This is a genomic window from Niallia sp. Man26 (assembly GCF_022049065.2).
Lineage (GTDB): Bacteria > Bacillota > Bacilli > Bacillales > Cytobacillaceae > Niallia.
Window position 1 is genome coordinate 343,206 of record NZ_CP095743.1, and the last position, 17,244, is coordinate 360,449.

Consider the following 17,244-nt stretch of genomic DNA (forward strand, 5'->3'; position numbering starts at 1 on the left):
ATCTTTTCTGGAATACCCATTCTTCCAATCCTCTCAATAAGGTATAATAGTGGCAGAAAGAAAACGGAAATACCATGCTCAAAAAGGAGGAATGCTCTTGCAAAGCAAAAATAAAACGGTAGTAAAGTCAATGGACATTCTTAATCTTTTCCTTCACCATTCAAAGCTGAGCTTTAATGAGATTGTTCAGTTTTCAGGTATTCCAAAGACGTCTGTGTACAGGATGGTGCTGTCGCTCGAGGAAATGGGTTTACTTGATAAGGATGTGGATGGGAAATATTCGCTTGGGCTTTTGTTTCTTCAGTTCGGCCATTTGGTGTCAGAGAGGCTTGATATTAGGCAGTTAGCTTTGCCTGTAATGCATATGCTTCACCAGGAGGTTGGCGAAGCAGTTAACTTGATTGTCCGCGATGGAAATGAGGCCATTTATATTGAAAAGCTGGACACGAAACAGCCTGTGAGGCTTTATACGGCAATTGGGAGAAGGACACCTCTTTATGCGGGTGCTTGCTCTCGTGTTATTCTTGCTTTCCTGCCGTATATGGAGCGGGAGAAATATATTGATGAAACAGAATTACAGCCAATTGCGTCAGGTACAATCACAGACAGAGAAAAACTGCGTCAGCTGATTACGGAATCAAGGGAAAATGGTTTCTCTGTCAGTTATTCAGAGCTAGAGGATTATTCGGCTGCTCTTGCTGCACCGGTTTTTAACTTTAAAGGAGAAATCGTAGCAGGCATTAGCGTTGCTGGGCTTGATGTTAATTATAAGCAGGACAAGCTGGGGCCGCTTTCTGAGAAAGTGAAGGCAGCTGCATTGGAGATTTCCCGCAAATTGGGATATATAGAATAAGATAAAGGACATGGATGTATAATCTCATGTCCTTTTTATATGTCCTTAAGAGCGGAAAGGGGTAATCTCAATCCTTGATTTTTCAAGGGTTTCCTTGATTTGCTGGGCAAAAGTGAGAGCTTCAGAGCCGTCGCCATGAATGCAAATAGTATCAGCTTTGACAGATATATCTGCTCCTTGTCTAGTAGTGACTTTTCCTTCCTTAACCATGCGGATTACTTGGCCGACCGCTTGGTTCTTGTCATGGATAAGGGCATCTGGCTCTGTTCGCGGTGTTAACGTACCGCCGCTATCGTATGTGCGATCGGCAAATACTTCATTTGCTGTTTGCAGACCGATTCTTTCACCAGCAGTGACTAGTTCACTGCCAGCTAAACCGAATAGTATTAATTCTGGGTCAACTTTATAGACTGCTTCTGCGATTGCAGTTGCAAGAAGGCTGTTTTTGGCAGCCATATTGTATAACGCTCCATGGGGCTTAACATGCTGCATCTTTGCACCTTCTGCTTTGACGAAGCCAGACAAAGCGCCAATCTGGTAAATGACAATATCATGTGCTTCTTGTGGCGAGATATTCATGTTTCGTCGTCCGAACCCAGCTAAATCGGGAAGGCCTGGATGTGCACCGATTTTAACGTTATTATTGAGTGCAAGCTTTACCGTATTCCTCATCACTGATGGGTCGCCAGCATGAAAACCACAGGCAATATTTGCTGATGTAACGAAGCGAAGAATCTCTTCATCCATTCCTATCTTATATGCTCCGAAACTTTCACCTAAATCACAGTTCAAATCAACTTTATACAAAAAAATGCCTCCCAACTTAATATTCCGATTTAAGGAACTATTGTTTCGAATATCGTAGCATAAAACAGTATTTATGCATATCAGCAAATTTTTATAATATTTAAATTAGCTGATTTAAACCTCTACATGTAGGGTCTTTTCGATAATGTTAGTTTGAAATAATAAATTATATTGTATTTTTATTCTTACTAGTATAATATAACAGATAAATCTAATAATTCAGAACTTCAGTTCCGAAAATCGGAACTGTTAGAAATGGATGTCGTCATACTTAAAGTAATAGATACATAGAAGGGAGTAATCTTATAGATGATTAAACTAATAGGAATTCTTGTTGTGGCAATTGGCTTTGCATTTCGTTTTAACACATTGCTGGTTGTTACCGTTGCAGGTATTGTAACAGGCCTTGTGTCAGGCTATTCTTTTAATGAAATACTAACTTTATTTGGGCAATTCTTTATCGATAACCGCTATATGTCTTTACCAATTATCCTGACATTGCCGGTGATTGGGGTGCTCGAGCGTTATGGTCTGAAAGAGCGAGCAGAATCTTTAATTAAAAAAGCAAAAAATGCAACAACAGGACGTGTGTTGTTGACTTACTTGTTTATCCGCGAAGGTTCTGCGGCAATAGGCCTTAATATCGGCGGACATGCTCAAACGGTCCGGCCTCTTGTTGCACCAATGGCTGAAGGAGCGGCGGCTGCACGATATGGCGATCTGTCGGAAAAAACAAAAAATGATATAAAGGCACATTCTGCTGCTGCCGAAAATACAGGCTGGTTTTTCGGAGAGGATATCTTTATCGCAACAGGTGCAATCCTGCTGATGAAGGGTTTCTTTGATTCAGTCGGCATTCATGTAGAGGTTTGGGATATGGCATTATGGGGCATTCCTACTGCCATTACTGCATTGATTGTAAGCTGGTTCCGTTTTAACAGACTTGATAGACGTATTGCCAAAGCGGCAGGAAAAAACGGCAGTTTAAACAACTTGGCAAAAACGAACAAAGATGAGGAGGTAATGTAATGCACTTAATAACGCTTGATACACTTTATTACTTATTAGGTATTATCGTTGCCTTCGTTGCAGTTCGTGTTGCATTGGATAAGAATCATCCAACCCGGTGGGGATCCACTATTTTCTGGGGGATTTTTGCGATAACTTTCCTGGTTGGCAAACAAATCCCGCCGCTTTATGTTGGATACCTTGTATTAGTGATGGTGATAGTTGCTTCAATTGGAAAGGTGACAAAGTCAAAAGAGGAAGAATCAGATTCTGCTGAAAGAGAAGGGCATGCAGAAAGACTTAGAAATAAAATATTCCTTCCAGCTATCTTGATTCCAGTTCTCACCATTGTAGGAACACTGACTCTTGGAAAAATCAAGTTTGGTTCTGTCCAGCTTGTAAATCCGGAGAATGTTACATTGATTGCTCTTGGGCTTGCAACAATTATCGCCTTTATAGCGGCACAGCTAATCACAAAGGCAAAGGCAACAGTTCCTATTAATGAAGGGAGCCGTCTCCTTCAAGCTGTAGGCTGGGCAGTTATTTTGCCGCAGATGCTCGCAGCATTAGGCGGAATATTCTCTAAGGCAGGCGTCGGTGATGTTGTATCAGGAATTGTCGGAGATTTCCTGCCGACAAATTATGCTTTTGTAGCTGTAGCTGCTTATTGTATCGGAATGTTGCTGTTCACGATGATTATGGGAAATGCTTTTGCTGCTTTTGCTGTAATAACAGGAGGAATCGGGCTTCCTTTGATTGTTCAGCTCCATGGCGGCAATCCTGCTATCATGGCAGCACTTGGTATGTTTGCAGGCTATTGTGGAACATTGATGACGCCGATGGCTGCTAATTTTAATATTGTTCCAGCAATGCTTTTGAATTTAAAGGATAAAAATGCAGTCATTAAAGCACAAATACCTGTGGCTATACCAGTGTTTATTATTAATATGCTGCTGATGTATTTCCTTGTATACCATTTTTGATTTCGTATTAACCAAACAATTAGGAGGGATATGAAATGCAGAAGATTTTGCTGACAGGATTTGATCCATTTGGAGGAGAAGCAACTAACCCAGCTTTAGAATCTGTTAAAAAGCTTGATGGTGTTAAAATTGGAGATTATTTAATAGAAGCACGAGAAGTTCCAACTGTTTTTGATGAATCAATAGCGAGATTAAAAGAATATATAAAGGAAATAAAGCCAGCGCTGGTTATTTGTGTTGGTCAAGCAGGCGGCCGTCCTGATGTTACGATTGAGCGGATTGCGATTAATGTCAATGATGCACGGATTGCAGACAATCAAGGACAGCAGCCGATTGATACAGCCGTTGTAGAAGGAGGTCCAGCAGCCTATTGGTCTACACTTCCCATCAAGGCCATCGTGAAAGCAATGCGAAAGGAGGGAGTGCCAGCCTCTGTTTCCCAGACTGCAGGCACATTTGTCTGCAACCATATTTTCTATGGTCTAATGAATGTATTAGAGCAAATGGGTAACAAGATAAAAGGCGGCTTTATTCATATTCCATTCCTTCCTGAGCAGGCGACAGCACATCCAGGTCAGCCAAGCATGGCACTTGATACGATAGTTAAAGGGCTGAAGACAGCAGTTGAAGCAGCGGTTGTTACTGAAAAGGACATTCAGGAAATAGGCGGACAGACTCATTAAACAGGAAATATAGTGCTGTCTAAAGAATAGATAAAAGTGACATGAGTAATGGTTGCTCATGTCACTTTTCTATTCAGAGAAGTTGCGTTTTAAATTTCTGATAATTATAATAGTTTTATAATCTAATATACGGAACTGTAATTCCGAAAATCGGAATTTAAGAAGGGGGATAATATGGGAGAAAATATTGTCGGTGACAAACCAGATACTCAAATGAAACCACTCGGAGACTCAGGGATACTTCTCCAATTCGGCACAGAAATAAGTCCCGATGTACATGAAGAGGTAAAGGCATTTACAGACTGTATAGAAGCAAATTCTTTTCCCGGCTTTATAGAATGTGTGCCAGCTTTTACTAGTGTGACCATCTTTTATAGTCCTTTACTCGTCTTTCAAATGTATAAAGGGAAAGGCAAGCCAGAGGATTTGTCACCATATAGTATTGTCCAATCTATTCTGCAGGAAAGATTAAAGAGTCTTCATACGTCAAAAAGAAGGGAAAAAAGAGTGGTTGATATTCCTGTGTGCTATGGGGGAGAGCTTGGCCCTGATTTAGAGGCAGTGGCAAAATATCATCAATTAACACCGGAAGAAGTAATAGATATCCATTCACAAGCAGAATATCTCGTTTATATGATTGGCTTTGCTCCTGGCTTTCCCTATTTAGGAGGAATGTCTGAACAGATTGCCACACCGCGCCATTCTTCTCCAAGATTATCAATACCAGCAGGTTCTGTCGGTATTGCTGGCATGCAAACTGGTGTTTATCCGATTTCCACCCCAGGGGGCTGGCAGATCATTGGACGAACACCAATTAACCTCTTTTATCCAGACAAGAATCCGCCAACTCTATTAACATCTGGTGATATTGTCCGATTTAAGCCGATTTCAATAGAAGAGTATAAGGAATATAAGGAGACAGTGCTATGAGCTTAAGAGTGGAGCGCCCTGGTATGCTGACAAGTTTGCAGGATCTGGGCAGATACGGTTATCAAAAATATGGAGTAGTTGTCAGCGGAGCAATGGATTCTATCTCTTTGAGTATTGCTAATTTGCTCGTCGGCAATAAGGAGAATGAGGCAGGGCTGGAGATGACGTTAATGGGCGGGTCATTCCTTGTTGAAGAAGACTTGCTTATTGCTGTTACAGGCGGAGATTTGGCTCCGGTTATAGAAGAAGAGTCAATCCCGCTATGGAGGCCAGTGTGGATAAAAAAGGGAAGTCTGCTTCGGTTCCGAGCTTCCCGTTCAGGCTGCAGAACGTATATGGCTGTTGCTGGCGGTTTTGATGTGCAGGAGGTGCTTGGAAGCAAAAGCACTTATTTGCGAGGAGAACTCGGCGGGCTGAAAGGGCGGGCTCTTTCAGCAGGTGACAAACTGACTTGCGGCGGGGCTGCCCACCGTTTTCAGCACTTAAAAAGCAGCGCTGGGGCAATATCCTTTGCTGCCACTGCTTGGCATGTTAATCCAGAACCGTTTATTAATCTGAAGGAAACAGTGATACGTGTAATAAGAGGCGGAGAATTCGATTATTTTACTGAATCAAGCAGAGACCGTTTCTTTAAGGAGGATTTTCGTATTACACCGAATTCAGATCGGATGGGATACAGAATGGAAGGCACTCCCTTGGAAATGACCGATTCATTTGAACTCCTATCTGAACCTGTAACAAATGGGACGATTCAAGTGCCGAAGGATGGAAACCCCATTATCTTGCTGGCAGATCGGCAGACGACGGGAGGCTACCCGAAAATCGCACAAGTCGCAACGGTGGACCTACCGCTGCTAGCTCAAAAGAAGCCGGGGGAAATTGTCCGCTTTAAAGAAATATCGTTAGCAGAGGCCGAACAGCTTTATTTAAGGCAAGAACTGCAATTAGAAAAACTAAAGGCCGGCCTATCATTGAAAGTTGATGAAACAGCGTAAATTAGGAAATAAAGATAAAAAAGGAGATGCAAAAAACGGATGTGGGTTATAACCGTCTATTCACCAGAAAATGATATTGCGCAATTTGAATTCACTACAGAACAAGAAGCTCGGGAAGCATTTGAGCAATTGCAAGGCTGCAAGATTCTCACAGAGGTTATTTACTTTAATGATGAGATTATCTTAGCAACAGCTTAAGACAGCTTTTCCTTTAAGCTCTAGTTATGCACCCTTACAATTCAATAGATTCTAGACAATAGGATTCTATGAAAGTAGCAACTGAAATTGCTATAATAGGTAGTACAAGCTATTGAATATCAATTGGAGGAGCAGGTTAATGAGTGAAAATATAAAGCATTTAGGGAATTTGCTGTTGCAAAATTCACAAGAAATTGCGCTGACTGTGCATAAGCGGAGAATAGAGGGAGAAAGCTCTGAAAAATTAGCGCAAATCAGCTCTGTTGAAGGAGAAATTCTTCAGCTGCGCGCTCATTTTGTTTCCTTATTCGGTAAAAGCCTGTTAAACTATCCAGATTTAAAAGGAGCTCGTTCTTTATTTACCGATTGGGGAATCAGCACTGGTGCGAATTTATCCTCCGAAGGAGTACCGTTAGATGAGGCATTAAAGGATGTGTCATTCTACAGAACAGCAATTTGGGAAGTTTTAAAGACAGAGATGAAAGAAAAGGATTATTCCATCGATGAGGCTTTTGAGGTGAAGGATATTATTGATCCTTTACTGGATTATGCGTTGTACAATTTCAGCCTGTCTTATGTGGATTCCTATGCGAATACACTCAATAATTCAAGAAAAGCGTTTTTGGAGCTGTCTGTTCCAGTTGTGCCGATTACAGAAAATATCGCTATTCTGCCTTTAATTGGGGATTTAGATACAGAAAGAGCACAGCTGCTTATGGAAGAAACATTGGTTAAAACTAGAGATATGGGAATCAGTCACTTAATCATTGATATTTCTGGGGTTATCATTATAGATACGATGGTTGCTAATGAATTGTTTAAACTTATGGATGCATTAAGACTGCTCGGGATTGGCACAATTTTCTCTGGAGTGAGGCCGGAGATAGCCCAGACGATGGTAAGTCTTGGTCTCGACATTAAGAATTTAGTGACGAAGGCAAGCTTAAGACAAGCACTTGCTCTCCTTGAAAGAGAAAATGTGATTTAAATAGGAAAAGAGCTGGCGGATATGGCCAGCTCTTTGTTGTTTTTATTTCAATGTATTTAATGTATTTAAATCATGGTGCAATGATTCTGACGGTACTTTAGTTATTGGCACATTCCCTTTTGCGACAGGCTCTTTCACATAGACGAAGTCTCCTGTGCCATCAGGGGCGCTTCCAGTTGCCCATAAGCCGTCAGATGACTCGGATCCTTCAGAGAGGTTCCAGAATTCATAAGCTTCAGGCTGTGATTCCTTCTCTGCTTCTGGCGGGAAGCTTGCTGGTACAACGACACCGTTTTTGCTTTCCAATTCCTCAATTGCTGCAAGCCATTGATATTGGTGATATCTGTCGCGAGCAAGCATTTTTCTAAATGTAGCGCGGACACCCTCATCCTTTGTCATATGGTACAGTCTTGCAACTTGCAGGCGGCCTTGACTTTCTGCATGCAGGTTAGAGCGCATATCTGCAAGTAAGTTTCCGCTTGCTACGATATAAGAACCATTCCACGGCACTCCATTAGAGTTAGTTGGAAGACCTCCTAATCCGCTCACAAGCAGATGCTGCGGATTGACTCCACCCATGATGGCAGCAATCGTCGGATCTTTAGCTGCTTCTGCCTGATCATCTGGTGATGCACCATCTAGAAGTTGGCTTATAAGGGAACATAACATTTCTACATGCCCGATTTCCTCTGTACCAATGTCCATCAGCATGTCCTTGTATTTTTCTTCCCCGCGGCAGTTAAAACCTTGAAAAAGATATTGCATCATAACAGTCATTTCTCCGAATTGTCCACCAAGAACCTCTTGAATTTGGCGGGCCAGCATTGGATCTGGCTTGTCCACTTTTACTTCAAATTGTAATTCTTTCTGATGACGAAACACATATATCTCCTCCTTTTGGTTTTGCAGTTACGCTTATGAAGTACCCCTGCTAAATTAGAGATAAACACAGTGCTAAAAATTGCCAAAAAAAAATGAGCCTTCAAGGCTCATCATTTATTAATGGATTCTTCCTGGTTATTTGTTTTGTGAGTTTCTTCCATAACTTGTTTTTCGTTCTTATCTTTTTCATATTCCTTACGGATTTTTCCGCATGTTATACACTCGCCGCTATAATAATAGCTGTATTTATGGTACTTGCGGATTGAACAAATTATCGATCCAAAAAGCATATGTAACACAACTCCTTTACATATAAATTGTACAATAAAGAGAATGAAGCGAAGATTAAATAAAAGTGACACAACAAGTCAGATAGGTGACAAAAACCGTCTTTGATTACCGAATGAAAACATTATGACGATGAACATTAAAGGTTTGTTATAAAAGAAATAACGATGTAATATCTACTCTTTGCATCCTTCATAAATTTCTTTTCCCTTCTTGGTTAATACTAATAATCCTGTTAAAAAGACGCCTTAGGAGGGGGAAGATGAAAAGACTAAAAAATCTGCATAAATCAGATTTAAAGATACCGTTTATCTATTTACTCATTTCTGCATGCTGGGTTATGTTTTCATCTTATCTACTCCCTTATTTCACTGGCGATTTGCGAAATTTGGCATCCTATGAAATGCTGAAAGGCTGGATTTTCATCTGTGTTACAAGTACTATTCTTTTCCTTCTAATAAGAAGGGAAAGACTGAAGGATGAACAATCGAATAAAAGAATTTCAGAAGCTGAATTTAAATTTCGAACATTAGTAGAGGAGTCTTTGTTAGGAATTTATATCCTTCGTGAAGGAAGATTTGCGTATGTCAATTCTACTTTGCTTGCATTAAGCGGCTATCACAGTAAAGAGCTGCTTTGCATGCATTTTTCAGACTTGATTTTGCCACTTCATGAAGGGGAAGAAGTCGGTCTTTACAACAATAGAGCTGAACTTCAGCTTCAGAAAAAGGATGGCACGCTGTTGGATGTAGTGGTTCTTTCTCACAAATTAAGTGTGATACATAATGATGCACCTGCCATTATGGGTTCTATTCTAGATAATACGGAGAAGCGTAAATACCAGCGGAAATTGGAGAGACTGGCATTCTACGATCCATTAACAAACCTAGCCAACCGCCGCATGCTTAGCAATTCAATGAATGAGGCAATGAATAAAGCAAGAACAACAAATGAGAAGCTTGCGCTTTTATTTATAGATTTAGATCATTTTAAAGGTATCAATGACAGCATTGGGCACGATATGGGGGACAAGGTGTTAAAGGAGCTCGCAGATAGAATTGTTGGTTGTATCCCGAAAAGCGGACTTGTTTCTCGATATGGAGGAGACGAGTTTACTGTTATGCTTCCGGGACTTCAGTCTGCTAAGGAAGCGGAAAGGATTGCCAAAGATTTAATTTCCCTTTTTAACGAGCCGCTTCATATTGAAAATCAGAAGTTCTATATTACATTAAGCATTGGTATATCTATTTTTCCCGATCATGGAAAAGAGTTAGAAACTCTCGAAAAGAATGCGGATATTGCGATGTATTTTGCGAAAGAAAAGGGGCGTAATAATTCACAGTTGTTTACAAAAAGCATGAAGGTGTTTATGGTTGAGCGGCTTCACCTCCAGCATGAACTTAGAAAAGCAACAGAAGATATGGATAATCATTTCTTTCTTGTGTATCAGCCGAAAATTGATGTGTTCTTAAATAAGGTAATTGGAGTGGAAGCATTGCTGCGCTGGAATCATCCTGTGTCTGGTCTAATATCTCCTAGTCGCTTTATTCCTGTTGCAGAGGAAATGGGGACAATAGGTGCTATAAGCAATTGGGTCATTAATAAAGCTTGCAGACAATTAAAATACTGGAATGAACAAGGAATCAGCCTGACCATTTGCATCAATATATCACCTTTATTATTTCAGCAGGCTGATTTTGTAGACAACATTCTTGAGCCAATTTCGGAAGCAGGAGTAAAACCAAGCCATATCCAGTTAGAGATTACCGAAAGTGTGCTCACTAATTATCTTGATGAGGCGATAGACAAACTGAAATTGCTGAAGAGGAATGGACTTACAATTGCTATTGATGATTTTGGCACAGGATATTCCTCCTTGAGTGTACTAAGAAAAATGCCGATTGACCGATTGAAAATTGATCAATCCTTTATTAGAGATCTGCAGAAGGAACAGGATATTGTTGCGTTGATTATATCGATGGCGCATAAGCTTTCCATGCATGTAACGGCAGAAGGTGTGGAGACGGTGGAGCAATGCAGGCTTCTCCGAGATTTAAATTGCAGAGAGATGCAAGGCTACTTATTCAGTAAACCAATTACAGCAGTAGAAATGGAAGAATACTTAAAGAGGCGGCCGATTGCTGCTTCCATACAAGAAAGGCTCTGACAAAGTTGGAGCCTTTTGTTTTTGGAAAGAAGGAATCAGTTGCTTTTCTCGCGAATGGATACGGAAAAAGGGAACTTTTTGTTATTTTTGTACGTATATAGGCAGGTTAGAAAATTCCAAATAATAACGAACTCATGTACAATAAAAATAATACAATGGCACTGGACACAAGGGTGAATTAGTTGCTAAGGAGGAATAGTAATGGGCGTAATGCTTAGCAAAGGACAGAAGGTGGACTTAACGAAAACCTATCCAGGTTTGAGCACTGTAATAGTAGGGTTAGGATGGGATATCAATCATACAGGTGCTGATTATGATCTTGATGCTTCCGCATTTTTACTTGGGGGCAACAGCAAGGTTCTCAGCGACCAAGATTTTATTTTTTACAATAATCCGAGCGGAGCGGGCGGCTCTGTTATGTACAGCGGAGATAACAGGACAGGAGCAGGGCATCTTGACGACGAACAAATAAGAATTGACTTAAACAGGGTACCTCCGTCCATTCAGCGAATTGCCTTTTCTATTACCATACATAATGCATATGAAAAAGGGCAGAATTTTGGCCATATATCTAATGCATATGTTCGTGTGTTTAATGAAGGAAACCAAACAGAGTTAATTCGCTTTAATCTTGGCAGAGATTACACCGTGGAAACAGCAATTGTGGCTGCGGAGCTTTATCGCCATAACGGAGAGTGGAAGTTCAATGCAATCGGAAGCGGCTTCCAAGGAGGACTTGGTGCTTTATGCAGGAACTTTGGTGTAACGGTCGATGACGAACCAGCACCGCAAAATAGCTTTAATGCCCAGCCGCATAGCTTTGCTCCACCTGTGCAAAACCAGCCATACTACGAGAACTCGAACACCTATGCAAATACATACCCATCTAGCAGTGCTGGAACATATCCTCCTGTCAATCAGCCATCCTATGGACAAGCACCTTTTCATGGCGGCAATCAGCAGCAAGGCTTTGGCCAAAGCCAAACAGGGTATGGCGGTGACCATATTGCTTGCCCGAGGTGTAACAGCACAAATGTAAGAACAGGAGAGAAGGGCTTCGGATTGGGGAAAGCAGCTATCGGCGGCTTAATTCTTGGCCCAATCGGCCTATTAGGCGGATTTATTGGCAAAAATCAATTGAAATTTACATGCAACAGCTGCAGAAACACCTGGTCACCTTCTAGTACAGATTATGCGGAGTGGGGAAGACAGCAAAAGCAGAGAGCAAAGGAGCTGTTCATGCGCTTTAAAAGTCCGGATGTTCTTGATGCTGTTGTTGCCTCCTGTGCCCTTGTCAGCATGGCAGATGGCAGGCTGGACCCTGCCGAAGAACGGAAGATGATAGAGTTTATCCATCAGAGTGAAGAACTGCGAGTATTTGATACAAACAAAGTGCAGCAGCAATTTAATCATTTTGTAAGAAGAATGGAATATGACCAAATAATTGGACGGGCTGAAGCTTTTAGAGCTATTGGGAAAGTTCGTTCCAAGCCGGAGGTTGCGCGGCTTGTGGCACGGTATTGTATATCTATCGGTTATGCAGACGGAAACTTCGACCAAAGAGAAAAGCAAACAGTTGCAGAAATCTGTCAGGAGCTTGGGCTTAATCCGAATGAATTTCTTTCTTAACAAAAATAGATAAAGGCAGAAGGATGGCTTGTTTCCGCGGCAATTTTTACAGGTACTTTTATATAGGAGGAGAAGCATGACAATCACACAAGAAGCTAATGGCAAAGTGAACAGAATAATTGAAAATATAGAGAAGGTAATGATTGGCAAGCGGGAAGTGGCAGAGCTAAGTTTGATTGCTCTGTTGGCACAAGGTCATGTGCTCCTCGAAGATGTTCCAGGCGTAGGAAAGACAATGATGGTTCGTTCATTGGCTAAATCGGTCGGCGCAAATTTCCGCAGAATTCAATTTACTCCAGACTTGCTTCCATCTGACGTAACTGGTGTGTCTATCTATAATCCAAAGGAAATGGAGTTTCAGTTTCTTCCTGGACCAATACTTGGCAATATAATTCTCGCAGATGAGATTAACAGAACTTCCCCTAAAACCCAATCCGCATTATTAGAGGCAATGGAAGAAAGCAGTGTCACCATAGATGGTGTGACACATAAGCTGAATAAGCCCTTTTTTGTTATGGCCACTCAAAACCCGATTGAATATGAAGGGACATATCCTTTGCCAGAGGCTCAGCTGGACAGATTTCTTTTGAAGATGAAAATGGGTTATCCAACACATGAAGAGGAGATGGAGGTACTGACAAGAGTCCAAACGTCAGCTCCTATTGAAGAATTGGAAAGTGTTGTTTCATTAGAAGAGCTGCTTATGCTGCAGGCAGAAGTGAAGAAGGTTTATGTTGATGCTACGATTAAGAAGTACATTGTCGATCTTGCAACAGAATCGAGAGCACATCGCAATGTTTATTTAGGTGTCAGTCCCCGTGGATCAATTGCCTTGATGAGAGCTGTTCAAAGTTATGCATTTGTTCAAGGCAGAGATTATGTTATTCCTGATGATGTTCAATATCTTGCCAAGGCTGTATTTTCCCATAGAATTATCTTAAAGTCAGAGGCTAAGTTTGACGGTATCTCTGCAGAGGATATAATGGGCGAGATTCTGGCAGCTGTTCAAGTTCCTGTCAGAAGGCTAGGTACGTGATGAACAGGATACTTAGAAGATTGCTTCGCATCTGGAAGTTACTTGTTTTGTTTCTGTTGGCAGGTGCAGCTTTTGCGTATGCAATGTTTCAAGGTGGGTTTGTCAGCTGGTTTTTGTTTTACAGCTTTTTGCCATTTGCCATATACGGAGCTTTGCTTGCTATGTATCCGTTAAAGGCTTGGAAAGCAGTAAGGAAAATTACGAAGCATGAATACACTGCGATGGAGAAAATGACAGTGGAGTTGGAGCTGACAAGATCGTCCGTGTTTCCCCTTTTTTACTTGGTGGTAGAGGATGTGTTCAGCACCAGCTTGAAAGAGCAGGCTTCAGGAAAAGTATTAGTCTTTCCTGGTTTTAAAAGGCGAATTGTTCTTTCTTATCATATAGATGCCGTACCAAGAGGAGAGCATCTGTTTACAGAGGTAGCTGTTAAAACAGGTGATCCGCTTGGCTTAATGGAAAAGGAATTAAAGCTTGCTTTGCCAGACCAGATTATTGTTTATCCAGTATATGAGGAGCTTTCCTACAAACCGTTTATGACACATTATGATCAAGGGGCGACAGTATCGAAGGAACGGGTCCAACGTGATACAACGATGGCAGTCGGTATTCGAGAATATCAGACTGGTGACAGATTTTCGTGGATTAACTGGAAGGCGAGTGCTAAAAGGGATTCCTTTATGACAAAGGAATTCGAACAGAAACAGTCACATGACATTTTAGTTGTACTTGACTGTGAAAAAAGCGAAAAATTCGAGACGCTTGTTTCGTTTACTGCTTCTTTAATTAGAGGGATTATTCGTAAAGGCGCACAAGCAGGTTTGCTTACGGTCGAAAAGGAGCGGACAACCTTTCCGATAAGAGGCGGGGAAGGCCAGCGCAGTCTTCTATTCCATCACCTAGCTAAGTGTGAGGATGCATCTCCGCTTTCCTTGGCAAATGTGCTTGATAATGAAATGTCCTTATTGCAGCAGCAAGCCACCTTGTTAATCACTACAACAAACTTGACGAAGCAGCTTGTTGAAAAGACAAGCTATCTCGCTAATAAACGCTATCAGGTAGCTGTTTTTCTTGTGAAGGAGGCAAATGAGAGCTTGACTCAGGAAGAAAGAAGTTTAAAAGCTGCGGCTTCTTCGAGGGGAATTATGGTTATACCTGTGTCTAAGGGAAGATTCAAGGATGCATTTTTGGAGGTGGCAACTAGTTGAGATTTATAGGAATTCATACGGCTATTTCTAATTTTTTGCTGTATGTGCTAGGTTTTTTTCTTATATGGGAATGGCTGCGGCCGATGGAGCAACTAACTAATACAGGGAATGTTGTCGTGTTTATCCTGTTTTTGCTTCTCTCACTTGTTATGGCCTATCTGCGTTTTCATCCTACTTTAAGCGGTATTATTAAAATTGGCTATATTCTATTTGTTTTACAATATTTGTACTATGGAAATTCCTTTTTTACATTCAACTGGATTGGTGCCTTTACAACAGAAGTAATGGATAATTTTGCGATTTTATTTGATACGAATTGGCCTGAGTTAACCAATATGTTCAAAAGTCTGCTTTTCTTTATTTTGCTTTGGTTAATGTCATATCTTATTGATTACTGGCTGATTAAACGCAGAAGAATATTTACCTTCTTTCTACTAACGATGGTTTATATAACGGTTCTTGATACATTTACTCCATATGATGCATCAATAGCAATCATAAGGACAACTATCATAGGCTTTACAGCAATGGGCATGCTGACCTTCTATCGGATGAAGGATAAGGAAAATATAACTGACCGAAGATTCTTAGCATTAAAGTGGATGGCTCCATTGCTTTTCTTTGTTTTTGCTAGTGCGGCAATAGCATATGCAGCGCCGAAAGCAAATCCAATCTGGCCAGATCCTGTGCCGTTTATCCAGACAATTGGTGACAATGGTGGTGAAGGCGAAGGTAATGGCAACGGACCCCATCGAGTAGGCTACAGTGTTGATGATTCGAGGCTTGGCGGAGACTTTGAGCCGGATGATACATTAATGTTTCAGACTGAAGTTGAATCCTCTCATTATTGGAAGGTAGAGACGAAGGATACGTATACAGGTAAGGGCTGGGTTCAATCGGAAGAAGCAGTCACAATGAATGGACAAGACTTTCAGAGATTAGAAGGAGCTGGTGATATCCCGTTCGTATCTTTTGAGGAAGGCGACAGTGTAAAGACAGAAGCACAGGAAAGTACGGTTAACTTTGCACAGCCTTTTGATTATCTCTTATATCCTTTAGGAGTGACAGAAGCAGCTTCAAGTATGGATACGACGATGATTGTAGAAACAGGAAGTGAACGGATTTCCTTCGATTTTCCAACAGATTCCTATAGTGTGAGTTATGAAAAGCCTGAATACAGTTTAAGTACATTGACGAGTGCTGACATGAGCGGCTATTTAAGAGAAAATCCGGAGATAGCAGCAAGATATACGCAGCTACCGCAAAATTTGCCGCAGAGAGTCCTTGATTTAGCAGCTGAAATCACGAAGGATGAGGATAATGTTTTTGCAAAGGCAAGAGCAATTGAAAACTACTTTTCCGGAAATGGTTTTGTATACAGCCAAAGCGATGTGGCCATACCAGCAGATGATGAAGATTATGTCGATCAGTTTCTTTTTGAAACAAAAATAGGTTATTGTGATAATTATTCAACTTCAATGGTTGTGATGCTGCGATCTCTCGGCATTCCTGCAAGATGGGTTAAAGGATTTACTGAAGGTGAACTCATCAAACAGGAAAACAATAGAAGCCAATATGAAGTAACCAATAACAATGCTCATTCCTGGGTAGAAGCATATTTTCCTGGAGCTGGCTGGGTAACCTTTGAACCGACACAAGGATTCTCCAATGAAAATACGTATGTGAATGATGTTCGAAACGAAGCGGACACAAACACAGAAGAAAATGAACAAACCGAGCAGGAAGCACAACAGCAGCGGGAAGAGCAACAAGTACCAGAAGAAGAGACAGTAGCATCAGATCAGTCTGAAGAGAAATCATTCGGAAAGTGGTGGAATACAATTGCAAACTTTGCTGCTGAAAGATGGCAGTGGCTGGTTGGCGGAGCTGTTCTAATCATAGCCATGAGCTGGATACTGTTCTGGAAGAGACATAAGTGGCTGCCTATATTTTATATATGGAAATACAAGCGCGGGAAAAAAGGCAATGACTTTGAAAAAGCCTATTTAACCTTGCTCAAAATGCTCAAGCTCTCAGGTTGGGGCAAACAAGACAACATGACATTGCGGGAATATGCCAAATACATTGACCATGTTTTAAAAACGAATGAAATGGCTGTTTTGACTGCCAAATATGAGGAGCTCTTGTATAAAGGGAATAGTCAGGACAATAATTGGACGGAATGGAAGGAAATGTGGGAAAGGCTGATTAGAAAGACAGCAGCTTGACCTGTTGAAAGGAATTCAACACATTTTTATTGGGGTGTTGGATTCCTTTTTTTATAGCATTTATCAGATTAGAATGATAAAAGGATCTGCCAAATAGAGGAAGTTATTAAATGAAAGCAAACTACAAAAGTATGAATAGAATGACTTGGTGAATTGTGTGAAAATTTAATCAAAACAACAACACCTTGACCAGCAATTCGACATGTTGTTACAATGTTCTAAACTAATAAATTTCCTTCATATATCCTCGATGATATGGTTCGAGAGTCTCTACCGGGTCACCTTAAAGGATCCGACTATGAAGGCAGATGGGTCTTATTTTTATATGGTGTGTGTAAACCATTGTAATAGTAAAAGACTA

16 protein-coding genes and 1 riboswitch are annotated in these 17,244 nt (G+C 41.0%); of the genes, 13 read left to right on the plus strand and 3 right to left on the minus strand.

Annotated features, from left to right (window positions below; all coding sequences use genetic code 11):
• The first annotated feature begins 97 nt into the window (after positions 1–97).
• Positions 98–853 (plus strand): IclR family transcriptional regulator, encoded by a 756-nt coding sequence (locus L8T27_RS01855; RefSeq protein WP_233318998.1) that lies wholly within the window; start codon positions 98–100, stop codon positions 851–853.
• A 45-nt stretch (positions 854–898) separates the two neighbouring features.
• Here the strand turns inward: L8T27_RS01855 and pxpA are convergent, their stop codons facing one another.
• A complete protein-coding gene (gene pxpA, locus L8T27_RS01860) occupies positions 899–1,660 on the minus strand; it encodes a 5-oxoprolinase subunit PxpA (RefSeq protein ID WP_237940601.1) in 762 nt (253 codons plus the stop codon).
• Positions 1,661–1,969: 309 nt separating this feature from the next.
• Here pxpA and L8T27_RS01865 point away from each other — a divergent pair, with 309 nt between their 5' ends.
• The 7 genes from L8T27_RS01865 (at position 1,970) to L8T27_RS01895 (ending at position 7,445) form a co-directional block, all read left to right on the plus strand.
• A complete protein-coding gene (locus L8T27_RS01865) occupies positions 1,970–2,689 on the plus strand; it encodes a DUF969 domain-containing protein (RefSeq protein ID WP_233318994.1) in 720 nt (239 codons plus the stop codon).
• A complete protein-coding gene (locus tag L8T27_RS01870; RefSeq protein ID WP_233318991.1) occupies positions 2,689–3,651 on the plus strand; it encodes a DUF979 domain-containing protein in 963 nt (320 codons plus the stop codon). Before L8T27_RS01865 ends, L8T27_RS01870 begins: the two co-directional genes overlap by 1 nt.
• Positions 3,652–3,686: 35 nt before the next feature.
• Positions 3,687–4,334, plus strand: a complete 648-nt coding sequence (gene pcp / locus L8T27_RS01875) for a pyroglutamyl-peptidase I (RefSeq protein ID WP_237940603.1) — start codon at positions 3,687–3,689, stop codon at positions 4,332–4,334.
• Positions 4,335–4,508: 174 nt separating this feature from the next.
• Positions 4,509–5,264 carry a 5-oxoprolinase subunit PxpB gene (gene pxpB / locus L8T27_RS01880; RefSeq protein ID WP_237940605.1) on the plus strand — a complete coding sequence of 252 codons (756 nt, stop codon included), beginning with the start codon at positions 4,509–4,511 and terminating at the stop codon, positions 5,262–5,264.
• Positions 5,261–6,259: a 5-oxoprolinase subunit C family protein gene (locus L8T27_RS01885; protein WP_237940607.1), complete on the plus strand. Its 999-nt coding sequence runs from the start codon at positions 5,261–5,263 to the stop codon at positions 6,257–6,259. The genes pxpB and L8T27_RS01885 overlap by 4 nt, the downstream gene beginning before the upstream one ends.
• Before the next feature lie 39 nt (positions 6,260–6,298).
• Positions 6,299–6,457 carry a hypothetical protein gene (locus L8T27_RS01890; RefSeq protein ID WP_233318983.1) on the plus strand — a complete coding sequence of 53 codons (159 nt, stop codon included), beginning with the start codon at positions 6,299–6,301 and terminating at the stop codon, positions 6,455–6,457.
• A 139-nt stretch (positions 6,458–6,596) separates the two neighbouring features.
• The gene (locus L8T27_RS01895; protein WP_233318981.1) at positions 6,597–7,445 is read left to right on the plus strand and encodes an STAS domain-containing protein; all 849 of its coding nucleotides are present in this window, start codon (positions 6,597–6,599) and stop codon (positions 7,443–7,445) included.
• A gap of 42 nt (positions 7,446–7,487) precedes the next feature.
• Here L8T27_RS01895 and L8T27_RS01900 read toward each other — a convergent pair whose 3' ends face one another.
• The gene (locus L8T27_RS01900; protein ID WP_233318980.1) at positions 7,488–8,327 is read right to left on the minus strand and encodes a manganese catalase; all 840 of its coding nucleotides are present in this window, start codon (positions 8,325–8,327) and stop codon (positions 7,488–7,490) included.
• A gap of 110 nt (positions 8,328–8,437) precedes the next feature.
• Positions 8,438–8,617, minus strand: a complete 180-nt coding sequence (locus tag L8T27_RS01905) for a hypothetical protein (RefSeq protein ID WP_233318978.1) — start codon at positions 8,615–8,617, stop codon at positions 8,438–8,440.
• A 260-nt stretch (positions 8,618–8,877) separates the two neighbouring features.
• Here L8T27_RS01905 and L8T27_RS01910 point away from each other — a divergent pair, with 260 nt between their 5' ends.
• The 5 genes from L8T27_RS01910 (at position 8,878) to L8T27_RS01930 (ending at position 16,883) form a co-directional block, all read left to right on the plus strand.
• Complete coding sequence (locus tag L8T27_RS01910) at positions 8,878–10,782, plus strand: putative bifunctional diguanylate cyclase/phosphodiesterase (protein ID WP_237940609.1); 1,905 nt, start codon at positions 8,878–8,880, stop codon at positions 10,780–10,782.
• Positions 10,783–10,983: 201 nt separating this feature from the next.
• Positions 10,984–12,411 carry a TerD family protein gene (locus tag L8T27_RS01915; RefSeq protein WP_233318974.1) on the plus strand — a complete coding sequence of 476 codons (1,428 nt, stop codon included), beginning with the start codon at positions 10,984–10,986 and terminating at the stop codon, positions 12,409–12,411.
• Positions 12,412–12,487: 76 nt separating this feature from the next.
• Complete coding sequence (locus L8T27_RS01920) at positions 12,488–13,447, plus strand: AAA family ATPase (RefSeq protein ID WP_233318972.1); 960 nt, start codon at positions 12,488–12,490, stop codon at positions 13,445–13,447.
• On the plus strand, positions 13,447–14,655 hold the full coding sequence (locus L8T27_RS01925; protein WP_237942207.1) for a DUF58 domain-containing protein: 1,209 nt from the start codon (positions 13,447–13,449) through the stop codon (positions 14,653–14,655). Before L8T27_RS01920 ends, L8T27_RS01925 begins: the two co-directional genes overlap by 1 nt.
• Positions 14,652–16,883, plus strand: coding sequence for a transglutaminase-like domain-containing protein (locus L8T27_RS01930; protein WP_237940610.1), 2,232 nt, complete (start codon positions 14,652–14,654; stop codon positions 16,881–16,883). Before L8T27_RS01925 ends, L8T27_RS01930 begins: the two co-directional genes overlap by 4 nt.
• A gap of 217 nt (positions 16,884–17,100) precedes the next feature.
• A riboswitch (purine riboswitch) is annotated at positions 17,101–17,202 on the plus strand.
• Positions 17,203–17,244 lie beyond the last annotated feature (42 nt).